Here is a 15,556-nt window from a genome sequence, read left to right on the forward strand (position 1 = left end):
ATATCTTGCCATTTACTTTCAAACCTCTTTGGAAATTACTAATTGATAGGGATATGAAACGTGTTGATCTTAGAGATGCTATACACTTATCACCATCTACACTCGCAAAGATGGGCAAGGACGAGTATGTAGCACTAGAAGTACTTGATAAAATCTGTACTCATTTGGATTGCAAGATCGAGGATATTATGGAGCATGTTCCAGACAAAAGTGAATAGGCGTATCTGACTTGATACGCCTACATTGTTTTTTTTGATTTTTCAAAAAGGAGGAGTTAGATTTTGAAGGGACATTTCAGTAAAAGAGGATCAAGATGGTCGTTTAGTGTTGATATAGGTCCTGATCCTACTACCGGAAAAAGAAAACAAAAAACTGTAAGTGGTTTTAAGACAAAAAAAGAGGCTGAAAAAGCTTGTGCTGAACTAATTACGCAAATTGAAAATGGATCATACGTGAATGAAAGTAAAATTACATTTGGAGAATTTATCTTAGACTGGTTAGATACAGTGGCCAAGCCAACATTAAGAGCAACAACTTTGGCTGGTTATACAAGCGCCATAAAATCAAGACTTATACCAACTTTCGGAATGTATAAGTTGTTAGATATTAAACCAGTACAAGTAATGAGATATTACTCAAAGTTATTATCAGAAAATGTATCAGAAGAATACGTAAATTATTTACACAGTATCCTTACAAATTCCTTTAATACAGCTGTTAAATGGGGAGTCATAAAGAATAATATACTTTCACAAGTTGATGCACCTAGTCGTAAACGTAAACAAATGAAAGTATGGACGTTGGAGGAAGCTAATCTGTTTTTGAAGGCAGTTAAAAAAGACAAACCGCATTACTACATGCTGTACCTACTTGCTATTTATACAGGAATGAGAAGAGGTGAGATACTTGCACTAAAATGGAAAGATTGTTTATTAGATCAGGGGAAAATAAGTGTAAATAAATCTTTAACTTATATCCCGGGGCAAGGTATTATCAGTCAGGAGACAAAAACGGGAAGATCAAACCGGGTGATATCTATTCCACAATCCATTATTAACGAACTAATAAACCATAAAAATCTTCAGCAAGAAGATAAAAAACTGTTCGGAGAAGGCTATCAAGATAATGACTACATCATTGCAAAAAAGGATGGAACACCACTTAATCCTCAATATGTTCACAATCATTTTAAAAGGTTTATTCAATCTCTAGAAATTCCTGATATTCGATTTCATGACCTGAGACATACTCACGCCTCAATTATGTTAAAAATAGGGGAACACCCCAAAATAGTTTCAGAACGATTGGGGCATTCCAGTATTCAGATGACATTAAATGTATACAGTCATGTTACTTTTGATATGCAACAGGAATCTGCAGCACGATTTGATCAAGCTATGTCCAACGCAAGGAAACTTTAACAGGATAAAGGTTGTCAAATTGTTGTCATTCCGTAAAAATAACTATCTCCTTTTATGACAAAGCACACCAAAACCCTTGTTATTGTTAGCCTTTAAAAGCCAATATAAATAGTGTTCTTTTTTTATGCTTACATCACTCGTTTGATTAGTTGTGTTTCTATTAGTTAATTTGACCGCATTAACCGCTTTTTAATGCGATTCTTAACGGATATAGTTAACGTACATTTAGCTGATTTACTTAAGTGCGTTGTCAAATTTGTTTTCAATGTTGTCAAATAGATCAAACAGGAGTGAAGGAGATATTTCAAAGGAAGCTATCAAAATAATTGAAGTGTACGACAGTAAAACTCGTCTCATATTAGGCTATATGGAACTGACAGAAAAAGCTATTGCTGAATCAGACCCGTCTTAGTGAGAAGGAGAGCAAGTTTTCAAGGAACTTAAAAATGTAAAAACCTCTCGGATAACTTGGGCGGTCTTCCTTATGAACTGGTATCCACCAAAAATCTTCATCATTCTCTTATTTGATCTGCTGGAACGGGTGATCAACCTTCTCCCTCTGTACTATAAAGAAGGACTGACGCTGACGCATTATCCCTTGCATGATATAGGGTAGGCGTGGACTGGACGCCTCGTTTTATTGCTATGGGTAGATGTATCGCCTTGCGTACTGCTTTCCATCTCCATTCGGCCAACGCATACTACTTACCAAGCCCCGAATAGCTCCCCTATACCTGATTTTCGTCTACCTATTCCGACACCACATCATATATGTGAAGCATACTTGGAAAAGCCCAGTATGCAATCCCCCAAAATAAAAAGCCGCTGAATAATCAGCAGCTTAATCCAATGATATATCTCCAGCAGCTTTTTTACTATATTAGCTGAACGAATGCTTTGCATGTAGGATATGGGATGTCTTTGCTGTAGAACCCATTCCGCTGCATTCATTCGTTCAACATATATAGAATAACTCAGGTCTTCATAGTTTTCACAGGTAGTATCTATTTTCAGCAGTCATGTGGGTTGTGGCATTCATAGCCACCACCACTATAACCTTTAGTCGGATCTATACCCGGATATGTAGTCCACGGAATACCAGATGCCTGAATGTTAGTTGGAAAAAAGGATAATCCAACTACCGCCAAAGACAAAAAAGAAATTGCTATCATTTTTTTCATAGTTAACCTACTTTCTCTATGTATTCATAATTATTATAATTATATGAATATTATAACTATATGACTCATATGGGTCAACTATAAATGAACATATGAGCAAATTTATATGAATAAATCATAATTTAATTATTACCTTGCACATAAGATGAATGAAGCGCAACTACGCTATTTTATTGCGATTAACAATGATTATTTTTAGCTTTTTTGCTTGTCATTTACTTCATTGCGTTGTCTACTCTCAATACATCTTCTACAGGTATCCACCAAAAATCCTTATCATTCTTTAACTTGATCCTCTTAAACGTTGACCCATCCCCAAGCGGATTCTATCACACCTTTACCCCCCTTTGTCTCTTTCCACCATAGTCAGGGCATAGTCATATGACGTGGGTCAGATATCATGTAGCAAAACTCGGCCAGCTCATCCTCTTCAATAATTGGTTTCTCGATTAGTTTCTTATCCCGTGAAGCTGCTATCATCTTTTTATATATACATTTTTTCACTAAAAAATATACTTTTTTATTTAATAGACGCTGCCAAAGCAGGACTGGACTTCTTAATTTTAGATGATGTAAAAACAATTTTTGATCCAAAAGCTAGTGATGCAGAGAAAGGATTCCCAATTCTCTCTCTATTCCCTGCAGGAAAAGGTGCAAAGGCCGGTAAAAAAGCATATAATCTTTTAAAAGAGCATGGTGATGATATAGCTAGTTTTGCTAATAAGGTTTTAAATGGCCGAAAGAAAATTGGAAAATATTATGTTAATTCAAGAATCGATGAAGATTCTTTTCTTATACGCGAAACTGAAAAAGCAATGAAAGATAAAAAGCTTCAAGCTGAAGCAAATCATTTACTCAATGAGTATTTAAAAGGAAATAGTAATCCTGGTTCAGGGAACAACTATCTTTCTAATGGGGTTTTTGAGCTTCGTTCAAAAAATGGAGCTAGAGTATATCTAAGAACTGAAGGAGATACCGTTGAAATACTGGCAAAGTCAGATAAAAGAAATCAATCTAAAGTTATTGAACGTCTAGAAGAAATATACGGAAAAAAAAGAAAATAACACAATCATAAGGAGAAAAATATGAAACATGTAGTAAAAGAAATTTGGATCAATGTAGAGCAGTCAGAAGATAAAAATTACGACATTTACGATAACAATGTTGATGTAATGGTAACGTTATCAGACAACTCAAAGTGGGTCGCAACATTCTTCACCTATGAAAATATAAAGACACTCCAATAAAAAAATAAAAAAACTGGTGAGAATTTAAAAGGTGCTTATCTATGGGCAAGTGATATGATTTTGGTTGATAACGTTAGTAGAAAAAGAATAGAGGAAATAATAAACCATTTAATAAACGAGGATGACTTTAAATATATATTTGTCCATTGTGAAGATGATTGATTAAAAATCAGGCGTGAAACCAAGTGAGAGTAGATTTATGTATTCTCTACTCTCACTACATCCTCAGCAGGTATCCACCAAAAATCTTCATTATTCTTTAACTTGATCTGTTTAAACGTTGAATCAAACTTCTCTTTCCATCCCCGAGCTGATTTAATTACTCCTCTACCCTCATTCGTTTCTTTCCACCAGCTAATTGTAAGAGGATAGTCATACTGTGACGTGAGTCAGAAATCTTGTAACAAAACTCGGCTAACTCATCCTCTTCAATGATCGATTTCCTAATTAGTTTCTTATCCTCGTGATACTGGCGTAACATTTCTGCATGCTCTGGCAAGATGAATTTCGTTACAAGTGGATCAAGAATTTTGCGAGCCATCAAAACATCTCCTCGAAATACGAATGCGTGTTCTTGTTTTGTTTGATAATGAGGAATTTATGCAATGGGTAAAATTACATGTTTATTAATAAAAAAAGACTATCCGTCTGGGGTTTGAGCAGAATAGTGATTTGGATAATACCCAATAACCATTTACAATTACGTACTATAGTTCCTTAACAAAACTCGATATGATATGATTTATGTAAAGTCTTATGTAAACCTTCTTTAGAAACCAACTCCGCGTTTTCAGCCATGCTCCTGACGCCATTACTACCGCAATAACTAAACCAATTTCTATCATCCTTATCCCACCTTTTCCTTTAGTTCTTGTAATTCATTTTCCAAGCCGTTTAGACTGCGCTCAATCTGTTGCAATGTAGTGGTATTACGTTCTAATTCGATTACTATTCGCTCGTTATGCTCCATGAGCTTGGTTTCACGTGCTTGAGCCTGTTTCACTAGTCGAGCCTCGCGATCTCTCCCCTCTTTTTTGGTAGAGAATAATAGCCAAACAAACAGAACAGCAAACGGCCCCTGTTAGAGTAATGCGTTCATTACACTCTCTTCCATGCTTCCTTTCTCCTTATCACCCCTTAAGGAAAATAAAATAGGGAACCGCAGCTCCCCATGAAAAAACGCCCTCTCCAGATCGGAAAAGGCGTTTTATGATTCAGTTTGTTCAGCTAAATATTCAGCTACGGGAATTCTATAAACTTCCGGTAAAGATTCAATTTCTCTGCGACCGACTTTAACCAATAGGCTGTACACATTAATCATATACGCTTTAACCATTCCTACTTTGCTCCTTCGAGTGTTTTTATTTTGGCTTCCATTTTTATGACTATCTCTTGCAACTGAGCAATAGCTTCATAGGCTTCTATTAACTCTGGCGAGATTTTATCCTTCTCGCGCTCATGTTCCATTTCAGCTAAATCCATTGACTTAATCAGAATCAATCGAATGCACCCCCGAATCCTCTTACAATCACAGGCTCAGTTGCAACTCCTTTAACAAAAACAAAGCGTACACTAACGCCCCATTTTTCTGCTGTTTTTTCCTTGTTGGTGAAGATGAAGCCTCGATTGAATTTAACACGCTTAGTTGCGTCTTCCACGTAGGCGACTCGTCAAATGCATTGTTACACACCTCGATTTTATAATCTGCACCAGGAGAAACTATCACATTCTGCATTCATCTCATTGAAAGATGAATGCTTTTTTTGTACATAATAAATAAAAATTTTTGTCACAAAACATGTTTTTCCGAATTGAAAAAATAGATAGAAGTTTGGTACCGTTTGAATTTGACACAACAGGATTAAACCTTAAAAACGATGGAAAAACAAATGGCCAACAAGAAGAAAATCCTGAATATTATACGAAAGATGGTAGCTTCTCACAATCATCATTTATTCAAGGTTCAGATAGTTTACCATTCAAATTAACAGCAGCAGGAAAAGAATTAACGCATGTAGGTATTCGTGATAAAGATAGACCAGAGGGTATCATTACATTTGTTGAAGGTCCTGAAGGGAAAGAATCCTTTAAACAACCAATTACATTAGATGTAACTATAAATAGAATTGGAAAAGTAGCTGGTTCTTGGAAAGGCCAAATTCATATTGATCCTCAAAATTGAAAAGTAAAGTGAATGGAAAATGAAAAAAGAATAGAACACTGTGTATCTAATACCGTGCTTATCTTCTTCCTTGTGTTATGATTAAGCAAGAAGAACAGCTTATAAATTGCCCTCCCACAAACCCTATACAATGAACATATAAAACATCTTTCAACCTTTTACGGAAATGGAAGGTGTTTTACATTAATCATTTGAAATTTTCCAGTGAACACCACACTTTTTACAGAGTGGTGTTCTTTTTATTTATAACAAAGTGCGGATTATATAATAATTTGTCAAATTCTGTTGAACGTTTCGATTTTTTTCTATTTTGTAGAAAGAACAATACGATTGGTAAAATATTGCACAAAAGGAAGAAAGGAGGGATTTAATTAGATTTGTTTACACTTCAAAAGGACGTTCCCCTAGCCATCAAACTAATTGGAACGCCCCTGTCGTGAATAACAAAAATTGTTATTCGGATGATTGTATCACTCAATGAAGGAATGTGAAATGGTAAATACCCAATCGAAAGATGATCTACAGAAGGTTATAGAAATCCTCCGCCAAGAATTAGAGATGTTGTATTACAAAAAAGGCTCTTTCTACACCCAGCCGTACTACAAATGAGGCAACAACTAGATAAATACATCGTTATCTTTCAGAAGCTTAGACGCTAGTTGATCGATATGAATTAAGCTGTACGGGAAACTTTACAAAGCCCAGTAGGGGAAATAATTATTAAAGCCGTTTTTCAGCTATTCATTGAAGATAACTAAAAATGTTTATATTTAGAATTTTCGAATATAATAGGATAAGGAAGGCGATTATTACAATGAAAAAAATTTCTTTAGGTGTACTTGCTCTGCTGACCACAGTAAGCTTTTCCACATCTGCCTTTGCATCAGGAGCGATAGCGAATAACAATCTTCCTATTGAGCAGAACAAAGAGGTATCGGTTAATAAAAATCCATATTCTTATACCTATAATGGCATAACTATTTCAGGCCTTAGTCCATTAAAAGAAAATCACTTGTATAGTATGTACGACAGTGTGATAAATCACAATAAGGCATCATTAATTGAAGGTCCCGGCTCAAGTGCCGAAATTATTTATGGTCCAGAATACAGAAGCTATGACCACTCATATTTAAGAACTACAGCCAAGTTCGTCCTTTCTTATTTGGCTGTGGCTATTCCTGCCCCAATAAAAAAATGGGAAAAGGCAGTTTTGGCTTTTTTATTAGATACTTTAGGTGGTTGGTCGCAAGATGCACTCCAAGATACTCATATAGGGTTTTGGGATTGGAAGGTTCGGGATTCTGATGACAAAGTGGATATTTATTATGTGACCGTTGTTCGTTATAAAGATAACACATTTAAAAAAGTTATAGATGTCCAATACTATGAAGCTGATAGAGTACATTATAAATAAAAATTAATTATAGGAGGGGGAGAGGTGATGTATTTTCCTCTACACCCTTCTATATATGAAAGGAAGGAAAGTTTATTAAAGTAGAGAAATATTCATCGTGTTCCTATTTCATTGTTTTGGGTATAGTCGTTTTTATTGATCGTTTACTACGGAATTCGTTCGACAATATTTATGTTCTCTTGCTTATCGATTTAGTTTTGATATATTTATTGTTCAAATTAGCGGATAAATTCATCGCCCCATTCATACAAAAAATTTGTACTAGATATCATATTCATGTGCTAGTCATATATATCGTTTATTTCCTGTTTTTTATTTTTGTTATGGCATAAAATCTAGTTATTGTAAGAGCGAACGTCCGAATCCCTTATATTCGGACATTTCTTTATTTGGATTCACCCCTTTCTAACTTTTAATCTACAGCTCCTATCCACTCGCAATCCTTACCCGCTCAACCAGTTCCCCCAGATATTTAGCCTGCTCTTTCATCCCTATTGCGTCACTAACGTTCCATTGTGTTTTCAATACTAAAATGATTATTCAGGCGTACGGGGTAGCATCACATCGCCTGAGCTTGATGACGAAGTAAATACTACCCCATGTATAAATAAAAACACCTTTGGAAAAGAAAAGGATGAAGTACTATATATAGGAGGCAGAAATGAAGAGGTCGTTCTTGTTATTGTCGATATTTACAGTACTATTGGTTGCATTAGTTGGAATCATGAAATTTCAAAGTGAAGCAGTCTCAAAACGCAACTCTGAAATATCTCAAGAGCAAGATCCTAAATGGGAGTCTGTCAAGAGAGTTTTTAACAAGGGGTCAATTCAAAATGATGTTTTTAGAGTAACGTTCCCTCGTTCCGATTTGCAGATAAAAGTAGATCATGTTCAAATTGATCCAAATCTTGCTTTAACATCTTATTTAGCTTTTAAACAAGTTGGTAACCATTCAATGATGATGGGTGATCTTGTTCTCCTTGAAAAAGAAGTCAAACCTGTTGAAACAAAGTTAGCTGAGCTTGGAATTGAGATTACTGCTTTACACAACCATATCATCGAAGAAAATCCAAAAATCATGTATTTACATGTTGCTGGTCACGGTGATCCGGTTAATCTGGCTGAAAAAATGAAGGATGCTCTTTCCGTAACAGGCACTCCATTAGCCTCTACGCCACCTGAAAAATCACCGTCAACCTTTAACTGGTCTAAGGTTGAGGACATAATAGGGTGGAAAGGTGTACAAAGAGGAAAGGTGTTTCAATTCTCTATACCAAGGCCCGAAAAAATAACGGAAAAAGGCGTAGGTATTCCACCGGCTATGGGTATAGCGATGCCCATAAACTTTCAATTGATTGGTGAGAAAGCAGCAACAACTGGTGATTTCGTTCTGCTTTCAAACGAAGTGAATCCCGTGGTTCGTGAATTAACGAAAAATGGGATTACCGTAACAGCGATACATAACCACATGTTGGATGAATCTCCTCGATTATTCTTCTTGCATTTCTGGGGAGTGGATGAACCCGAAAAGCTAGCTCGTGGTCTACGTGCGGCACTAAATCAAACCACAGTGGGAACACAAATAAAGTAGCCATAACGGAAATAGCCGGTTTCCTAAGCATATAGGATTCCGGCACTTTTTTCGGTCAAAAAGGTCTTAGTGTTTATTTTATCGTTTTGAAGGTGATCCTTTTTCTTTTTTTATGCTTACATCACTCTTTTAAACATTTTCTCTAAATCATAGGTTGAAAAATGAATAGCGATGGGTCTGCCATGCGGACAAGTGAATGGGCTCGTAGTTCGGCGAAGTTTGTTTAAAAGTGCCTCCATCTCAGCGTGGGTCAAATAACGATTCGCTTTTATAGAAGCTTTGCATGACATCATAATCGCAGCCTTTTCCCGCATTTTACTCACGTCAACCCGTTCATTTTCGCTCGCTTCTTGTACGAACTGAATCAGTTCGTTAATGACCTCCACTTCACTCCCCTGAGGGAACCACTGAGGATGAGCTCGAACAATAAACGTCCGGTTGCCAAACCATTCTATATCTAACCCAAAGGATTGCAGCAAATCAAGTCGATCCAACAGTTTCGCTTCCTCCTGCATTGTACATTCGACTGTATGCGGAAATAGAAGCATCTGACTTGAAACCTTTTCCTCTTGCAGTTTTTGCATGAAGTACTCGTAAAAAATTCGTTCCTGAGCAGCATGCTGATCAATTAAATACATACCGGTGTCATTCTGAGCAATGATGTAAGTACCATGAACCTGACCTACTGGGTATAAGATTGGGACAGCATTTCCAGACTCATCTACGTAGGCTGCATCTTCATGGTTGCTTGCTTTTTGTATGAATGTATTCTCTGTATTCTCCTCAACTGCTGAGCTACTCATTTCACCTATATGCTCTGGTTGTTCTTCTCGATTTGAACCCAGCTTATGAGAAGCTTCCTCGTGCGGTGTGCTATTGTCTTCCTCAATAGCATCGCTCCAAAAGTCTTCCTCTGTATTGATACTCCTCCCTGAATCGGTCATATCATCTTTAGTTGACGATTTTTCCAGCACGTTAGCATCAATAGTATTTCCAGACTCATTTTGAGCAAAATGGTTACGAGAGCCTTCTGTGACAGACTGACTGGAATTGTGAGCAGGATAACTGGGCTTGCTGTTACCTGTGTACATCCAATTGCTCTCGCGTTGCTGATCTGACTGTATCTGAGCCTCTGCTTTCGACTCCTGATCTCCTTGCTGTCCAGATCCTTTTTTTGCCGTCAATTCAGAAGATGCAGGATCTGTGGATTGTTCTACGTAGGCTGACCGTTTTTCTCTAATTGGTACATCAAAAGCGGTCAGTAATCGATTCATCTGCTGTTGCTGCTCGTTTGAATGGTGTTCACCTAGATTAAACTGCGGCTGATACGGTTTTTCCAGCTTAATTTTGGGCTTACTGTTCGTTTGCATCGGCTGTACAATTCGTAAGCCTGCGCGCAGTGCCTCTTTTACTGATTGTTCAACCGCTGCACACAATTCCTGTTCCTTACTAAAACGTACCTCTAATTTAGCCGGGTGAACGTTTACGTCAACCAAGATCGGGTCCATTTCAATATGCATAGCGACTATCGGAAAACGTCCAATCGGTAAAAAGGTATGATACCCTCGCATAATCGCTTGTGATAATGGATAATTGCGTACATAACGACCATTAACCAGCGTAGAGATGTAGGTACGATTCGCTCTCGTTACCTCTGTCTTAGATAAAAGTCCGCTCCAGCGAAAATCTAACGTCTCCCCTTCAAATGGCAATAATTGCTTTGCTACCTGAACCCCATAAATGGCCGCCATCACATGTAACAGTTTACCATCGCCTGATGTTTGGAGAAGATTTTTTCCATTATGAGTCAACGTAAAAGCAATTTTTGGATAGGTAATCGCTAAACGGTTTACATAATCTGATACATGTCCTACTTCTGTCGAAATGGAGCGCATATATTTTAACCGAGCTGGTGTATTAAAAAATAAGTCACGTACAACAATTTCCGTTCCTTTTACCCTAGCCAAATCCTCAACGCTTTTCATGTCTCCACCGTCGATAACGACCTTAGTTCCTACTTGTCCGCTATCTTCAGCACTCATCAATTCAATTCGAGATACCGAGGCGATAGATGCCAAGGCTTCCCCGCGAAAACCAAGAGAACGAATATGAAATAAATCACGTGCCGAACGAATCTTGCTCGTAGCGTGCCGTTCAAAAGCTCGCAAACAATCTTCTCGATCCATTCCCACGCCATTATCAACGATGCGGATTAGCTGTAATCCGCCCTCCTCAATGTGAATCTCTACTTGAGAGGTACCTGCATCAATAGCGTTTTCCACCAGCTCCTTCACCACGGAGGCTGGGCGTTCCACCACTTCACCAGCAGCAATCATATTGCTTACCTGCTCCGTAAGCACTTGAATTTTTCCCATGTTCCTCCTCCTTTTTTGTGTGAAGCAAGCTTATTTATGCTTGCGTAAACGTGTATTCCAGTCAGACAACTGAATGAGTGCCTGTAGAGGTGTCATTTGATTTAAATCGATATCACGTAATTCTGATAGGACATCAACCTCTGTTGGATTTGGTAAAGGTTCATTTTTGCTAGATGTAGCTGGGGCTTGGGCTACCTCTGTACCTTCTACTACTGTATCGGTTTTATCCGTTTTTCCTTTTGTTTCTGCCTTTGATGTAGAAGCATCGTTAGCTCTTTTCTTCTGATGAGTCGTTGTTTCAATTTGACCAGAAAAAACCTGCTGGGAAGCGGCTGGGACTTGTCCCCAAAGCAAATCAAGCGAAAGCTGCTCTAATGGTGCTTCTCGATCCTTGCCTTCTAAGCCCTGTAAAATTTCACGTGCACGACTGATTACCTCTAGCGGCATTTCTGCTAATTCTGCAACATGAATACCGTAGCTTTTATCAGCTCGTCCCTCTTCGATTTTATGCAGGAATAAGAGTTTGCCGTCACGCTCCTCACAACGTGCATGAACATTCACCACTCCTGGAATCTTCTCCTCCAGATCAGTTAGTTCATGATAATGTGTAGAGAATAAGGTCTTTGCCCCAATATGCTCGTGGATATATTCAATGACAGCTTGAGCTAATGCCATACCATCATAGGTGGACGTTCCCCGCCCAATTTCGTCCAGTAATATCAAGCTACGCGGGGTTGCTTTTACCAGCGCGTTACGAGTTTCTAGCATCTCCACCATAAACGTAGAGAATCCCCCCACTAAATCATCGGCCGCTCCAATTCGAGTAAAAATCTGATCCACTAGGCTAATACGAGCTTCACTGGCAGGAACAAAGCAGCCGATCTGAGCCATAACCGTAATCAAAGCCATTTGACGCATATATGTACTCTTACCCGCCATATTGGGGCCTGTAATGAGTAAAATATTACGATCCTTTTGATTCATCGTCACGTCATTTGCCACATACTTCTCTTGATTTAATACTGCTTCCACAACAGCATGGCGACCGTCTTTTACATAAACCTCGCCATCGGTGGTCAAGGTAGGACGGGTAAAGCTGCGTTCTTCACTCACGGTAGCAAAAGCCTGCAACACATCAATGCGGGCAATTCGTTCTGCTAAATTTTGAATCCGCGGGATATGCTTCGCTACTTCCAAGCGAATTTGGGTAAACAACTGATATTCTAATTCCACAAGCTTCTCTTCAGCTTCCAGAATCAGAGCTTCCTTCTCTTTTAACTCTGGGGTGACATAACGCTCCGCATTCGTTAGGGTTTGCTTACGCTCATAACGTCCCGGTGGTATGTGGGCCAGATTAGCCTTCGAAACTTCGATATAGTAACCAAAGACTTTATTGAAGCCTACCTTCAAGGAGCGGATTCCTGTTAGCTCACGCTCGCTTTTTTCGAGTTGTGCGATCCAGCCTTTTCCTTGGCGACTAGCTAATCTGAGCTTGTCTAGATATTCGTCATAACCGTCCTGAATTAAATTACCCTCACGCACGCTTACAGGAGGATCTTCTACAAGAGTTTCGGATAAAAATTGGGCAATATCACCACAGTCATCCATATCTGAAGCAATCAATTGCAGGGCTTGCTCTCCGCTGTTAACCAATAGATCGATTACACTCGGGATAGCTTCAAGAGAATGGCGTAGCTGCACCAAATCCTTGGCATTTGCATTTCCATAAGAAATCCGGCCCGCTAAACGCTCCAAATCATATACGCGATCCAGCCCCTCACGTACATCAGAACGCAGTAATAAATCGTGGCGAAATGCTTCTACTGTATCATAACGATTACCAATTTCCTCAGGATTCAAAAGAGGCCGTTCAATCCAGCGACGTAACAATCGTCCTCCCATGGCCGTCTCTGTTTTATCCAGAAGCCACAATAAAGAGCCCTTTTTGGACTTGTCCCGAATCGTTTCAGTTAGCTCTAAATTTCTTCGTGAGAAATGGTCCATTTGCAGAAATTCATCTGCCACGTAATGCTGTAGGGAACGCATATGTGTTAACGCTCTCTTTTGCGTAGTCCCTACATAGTGCAAAAGTCCATTCATAGCTAGGCGGACTGCATCCTCTAGCTGCGTAGCTTCCTCCGGATATAGCTCATCTACGGCTGTTTGCGACATTGCATTGGTAGCTAGGCAGGTAATAGACATATGGGGCGGTAATCCTTTTCCGCGAAGCTCATCCTCAGCGATATCACATAGCAATAGCTCACTCGGGCGATATTGCATCGCTTCCTCTACTGCTGCATACATGGTTGACAATGAGGTGGTATACATTTCACCAGTACTTAAATCACACGCTGCTACCGCCGCTTTCCCTGACAAAGCGGCAATAGCAACTAGATAATTGTTCTCTTTATCATGTAACCATTTTCCCTCAATCATGGTTCCAGGTGTGATCATTCGCGTTACTTCACGCTTTACAACACCTTTTGATGCTTTCGGATCTTCTACCTGCTCACAAATCGCTACTTTATATCCTTTTTTTAACAATTCAGCGATGTAGGTCTCCGCTGCATGATGAGGAACTCCACACATGGGAATGCGCTCTTCAGCTCCTCCACCACGACCTGTCAACGTAATCTCTAGTTCGCGTGAAGCTAGAACTGCGTCTTCAAAAAATAGCTCATAAAAATCACCTAAACGGAAAAACAAAAAAGCATCGGTATATTGACGCTTTATCTCTAAATATTGTTGAATCATCGGGGTGTATTGTGCCATTATTTCTACTCCTAATACCCATAATCATTCATCTATTATAACATGGTTCCTAGTGGTTGTTGAGTTGAAATGGAGGTAACTTCCAAGTAAGCTTCATATCCTGATTGCAAGGCCACTCCCCATCCATAAAAATACTATGAAAAAAGGGGGTTATATATTTTCGATACGTTTGAAATAAAGGTAGATTATTTATCTCCAAATACAAGTCCTTGACCAATGAAGCAAGTTTTTCTTTTTCCCCGCGATAGTAGGCAAGCTGCATGGATATGTCTGTACTGACATCTTGCTTGAGAAGATATTGGGATTCTGCTATTACTTTTGTAAGAGCCAATACTCCTTTGGTGATTCTTGGCGAAACCAGCCAACTAGGAAGAGTCCTGTATTCAAATCCTCCATGCGCCTGTGCACGTACATCTCCTAAAAAACCGTAGCGCGGCCTTCTTTTCATACATCCTTGATCTTCTAGTAAACATAAAGGTAATGCCAAATACGTATCTAATTTACGCACTAAATCAAAATGCAGAGTAGTCCCGCTAACATGAACATGACCGCCGATTGGATAACCATCAAAGGGCATCCCCCCTGCCAACCAAATAATCGAATCATCTGAAATCCGGCGTTGAGCCAGATGGAGGGCTCTATAAATATTTTTAAAGACAGTTTCTGGTTCAGTTGAGGGTTCTGGTCGAACTTCAACCAATGGATGCTGGTGCGATAGAAGCTCTGTTTTTAATCGGACTCCATCATATCCGATAACACCATTTTTCGGTAAATATTCTGAAGCAATTGCCATATTTCCAGACTGATCTCGTAAAGCAAATTCCGGATCGGCTCCTAGCATTACTTGTGGAGCTGCTACTTGATCTAAAAGAATTTGCTGTTCACGTTCCTTCATAAACAACTGTAAACGTTCTCGTAGCGAAACATCTGCTGGTAGCTCGGCTTTACAGTCCAGTACCCGCATCCTTGTTGGAGAATGAACTCCAACCAAAACTTTCCCGTAATCTAATCCAAGGGCGTAAATGGTACGAATCGCCAGGCTAATGATCCGATTTTTCTCAATCTCATCCAGCTTTTGACTTACTTCTTCTTTTTGCGTTTTGCCAGTTGTTCGTGCTTCTTGTAAAATCCAAACATTCCGTTCTTCTATTCGATAAATGGCAGCAACCTGGTGCTGAAATAGATGTACCTCAAACGTTTGCATAGGGATTACTCCATCGTACGTCTGAATTGGCATTCCGTGTAATTTCAGAATAGCCAACATTTTCTCTCGATGATGCGTATGTTTTATGGCACTCTCCCTATTCCACTTCTCAAACGTAGAAGCGGCGACTTTACTCACTACCATGTTAGACATACGCTTACCTCCCTTA

General features: G+C 38.9%; 14 protein-coding genes and 4 pseudogenes. 9 read left to right on the plus strand and 9 right to left on the minus strand.

Annotated elements, in window-relative coordinates:
• Positions 1-5 precede the first annotated feature (5 nt).
• The 3 genes from BRLA_RS15280 to BRLA_RS25025 all read left to right on the plus strand — a co-directional run bounded on the left by BRLA_RS15280 (position 6) and on the right by BRLA_RS25025 (position 2,037).
• Entirely contained in the window at positions 6-218 is a 213-nt protein-coding gene (locus BRLA_RS15280; protein ID WP_041752285.1) for a helix-turn-helix domain-containing protein, read from the plus strand.
• 63 nt (positions 219-281) lie between these two features.
• Positions 282-1,421, plus strand: coding sequence for a site-specific integrase (locus tag BRLA_RS15285; RefSeq protein WP_003337072.1), 1,140 nt, complete (start codon positions 282-284; stop codon positions 1,419-1,421).
• Positions 1,422-1,905: 484 nt separating this feature from the next.
• Positions 1,906-2,037: a hypothetical protein gene (locus tag BRLA_RS25025; protein ID WP_003337070.1), complete on the plus strand. Its 132-nt coding sequence runs from the start codon at positions 1,906-1,908 to the stop codon at positions 2,035-2,037.
• A 780-nt stretch (positions 2,038-2,817) separates the two neighbouring features.
• Here BRLA_RS25025 and BRLA_RS25345 read toward each other — a convergent pair.
• A pseudogene (locus tag BRLA_RS25345) lies at positions 2,818-3,082 on the minus strand (YolD-like family protein).
• Between BRLA_RS25345 and BRLA_RS24805 the strand changes: the two are divergent.
• Both BRLA_RS24805 and BRLA_RS24810 read left to right on the plus strand, forming a co-directional pair.
• Positions 3,067-3,666, plus strand: coding sequence for a hypothetical protein (locus tag BRLA_RS24805; protein WP_003337066.1), 600 nt, complete (start codon positions 3,067-3,069; stop codon positions 3,664-3,666). The pseudogene BRLA_RS25345 and the gene BRLA_RS24805 sit on opposite strands and share 16 nt — an antisense overlap.
• A 21-nt stretch (positions 3,667-3,687) precedes the next feature.
• On the plus strand, positions 3,688-3,849 hold the full coding sequence (locus BRLA_RS24810; RefSeq protein WP_003337065.1) for a hypothetical protein: 162 nt from the start codon (positions 3,688-3,690) through the stop codon (positions 3,847-3,849).
• Between the two features lie 197 nt (positions 3,850-4,046).
• Here the strand turns inward: BRLA_RS24810 and BRLA_RS15300 are convergent.
• The 5 genes and pseudogenes from BRLA_RS15300 to BRLA_RS24315 form a co-directional block, all read right to left on the minus strand.
• Positions 4,047-4,390: pseudogene (locus BRLA_RS15300) on the minus strand (YolD-like family protein).
• Positions 4,391-4,696: 306 nt separating this feature from the next.
• Positions 4,697-4,852, minus strand: coding sequence for a hypothetical protein (locus BRLA_RS24815; protein WP_003337062.1), 156 nt, complete (start codon positions 4,850-4,852; stop codon positions 4,697-4,699).
• Between the two features lie 204 nt (positions 4,853-5,056).
• Positions 5,057-5,185, minus strand: a complete 129-nt coding sequence (locus BRLA_RS25030; protein WP_272898018.1) for a CD1375 family protein — start codon at positions 5,183-5,185, stop codon at positions 5,057-5,059.
• Between the two features lie 2 nt (positions 5,186-5,187).
• Complete coding sequence (locus BRLA_RS24310) at positions 5,188-5,349, minus strand: hypothetical protein (RefSeq protein ID WP_162988357.1); 162 nt, start codon at positions 5,347-5,349, stop codon at positions 5,188-5,190.
• On the minus strand, positions 5,346-5,507 hold the full coding sequence (locus BRLA_RS24315; protein ID WP_003337059.1) for a hypothetical protein: 162 nt from the start codon (positions 5,505-5,507) through the stop codon (positions 5,346-5,348). The genes BRLA_RS24310 and BRLA_RS24315 overlap by 4 nt, the downstream gene beginning before the upstream one ends.
• Positions 5,508-5,656: 149 nt before the next feature.
• Here BRLA_RS24315 and BRLA_RS15310 point away from each other — a divergent pair.
• From BRLA_RS15310 to BRLA_RS15320, 4 genes and pseudogenes are all read left to right on the plus strand, one after another.
• A pseudogene (locus BRLA_RS15310) lies at positions 5,657-6,031 on the plus strand (hypothetical protein); the annotation flags it as partial.
• Between the two features lie 492 nt (positions 6,032-6,523).
• Positions 6,524-6,690, plus strand: a pseudogene (locus BRLA_RS24820) (Spo0E family sporulation regulatory protein-aspartic acid phosphatase).
• Positions 6,691-6,845: 155 nt separating this feature from the next.
• Positions 6,846-7,445: a hypothetical protein gene (locus BRLA_RS15315; protein WP_041752286.1), complete on the plus strand. Its 600-nt coding sequence runs from the start codon at positions 6,846-6,848 to the stop codon at positions 7,443-7,445.
• A gap of 661 nt (positions 7,446-8,106) precedes the next feature.
• Positions 8,107-9,036, plus strand: a complete 930-nt coding sequence (locus BRLA_RS15320; protein WP_003337055.1) for a DUF1259 domain-containing protein — start codon at positions 8,107-8,109, stop codon at positions 9,034-9,036.
• 116 nt (positions 9,037-9,152) lie between these two features.
• On the opposite strand, the gene mutL is transcribed toward BRLA_RS15320, so the two are convergent.
• The 3 genes from mutL to BRLA_RS15335 are packed head-to-tail and all read right to left on the minus strand — an operon-like array spanning position 9,153 to position 15,540.
• Complete coding sequence (gene mutL / locus BRLA_RS15325) at positions 9,153-11,411, minus strand: DNA mismatch repair endonuclease MutL (RefSeq protein ID WP_003337054.1); 2,259 nt, start codon at positions 11,409-11,411, stop codon at positions 9,153-9,155.
• A 30-nt stretch (positions 11,412-11,441) separates the two neighbouring features.
• Positions 11,442-14,183 (minus strand): DNA mismatch repair protein MutS, encoded by a 2,742-nt coding sequence (mutS, locus tag BRLA_RS15330; protein WP_003337053.1) that lies wholly within the window; start codon positions 14,181-14,183, stop codon positions 11,442-11,444.
• Positions 14,184-14,232: 49 nt separating this feature from the next.
• Positions 14,233-15,540, minus strand: a complete 1,308-nt coding sequence (locus tag BRLA_RS15335) for a putative amidoligase domain-containing protein (RefSeq protein ID WP_003337051.1) — start codon at positions 15,538-15,540, stop codon at positions 14,233-14,235.
• Positions 15,541-15,556 lie beyond the last annotated feature (16 nt).

The organism is Brevibacillus laterosporus LMG 15441, assembly GCF_000219535.2.
Classification (GTDB): domain Bacteria; phylum Bacillota; class Bacilli; order Brevibacillales; family Brevibacillaceae; genus Brevibacillus_B; species Brevibacillus_B halotolerans.

What these genes read in the sequence shown, in the direction of transcription:
- mutS (WP_003337053.1), bottom strand. Translation starts at nt 14,183, where the DNA reads ATGGCACAATACACCCCGATGATTCAACAATATTTAGAGATAAAGCGT.
- BRLA_RS24810 (WP_003337065.1), top strand. Translation starts at nt 3,688, where the DNA reads ATGAAACATGTAGTAAAAGAAATTTGGATCAATGTAGAGCAGTCAGAA.
- BRLA_RS15315 (WP_041752286.1), top strand. Translation starts at nt 6,846, where the DNA reads ATGAAAAAAATTTCTTTAGGTGTACTTGCTCTGCTGACCACAGTAAGC.
- BRLA_RS25025 (WP_003337070.1), top strand. Translation starts at nt 1,906, where the DNA reads ATGAACTGGTATCCACCAAAAATCTTCATCATTCTCTTATTTGATCTG.
- BRLA_RS15335 (WP_003337051.1), bottom strand. Translation starts at nt 15,540, where the DNA reads ATGTCTAACATGGTAGTGAGTAAAGTCGCCGCTTCTACGTTTGAGAAG.
- BRLA_RS15320 (WP_003337055.1), top strand. Translation starts at nt 8,107, where the DNA reads ATGAAGAGGTCGTTCTTGTTATTGTCGATATTTACAGTACTATTGGTT.
- BRLA_RS25030 (WP_272898018.1), bottom strand. Translation starts at nt 5,185, where the DNA reads ATGGTTAAAGCGTATATGATTAATGTGTACAGCCTATTGGTTAAAGTC.
- mutL (WP_003337054.1), bottom strand. Translation starts at nt 11,411, where the DNA reads ATGGGAAAAATTCAAGTGCTTACGGAGCAGGTAAGCAATATGATTGCT.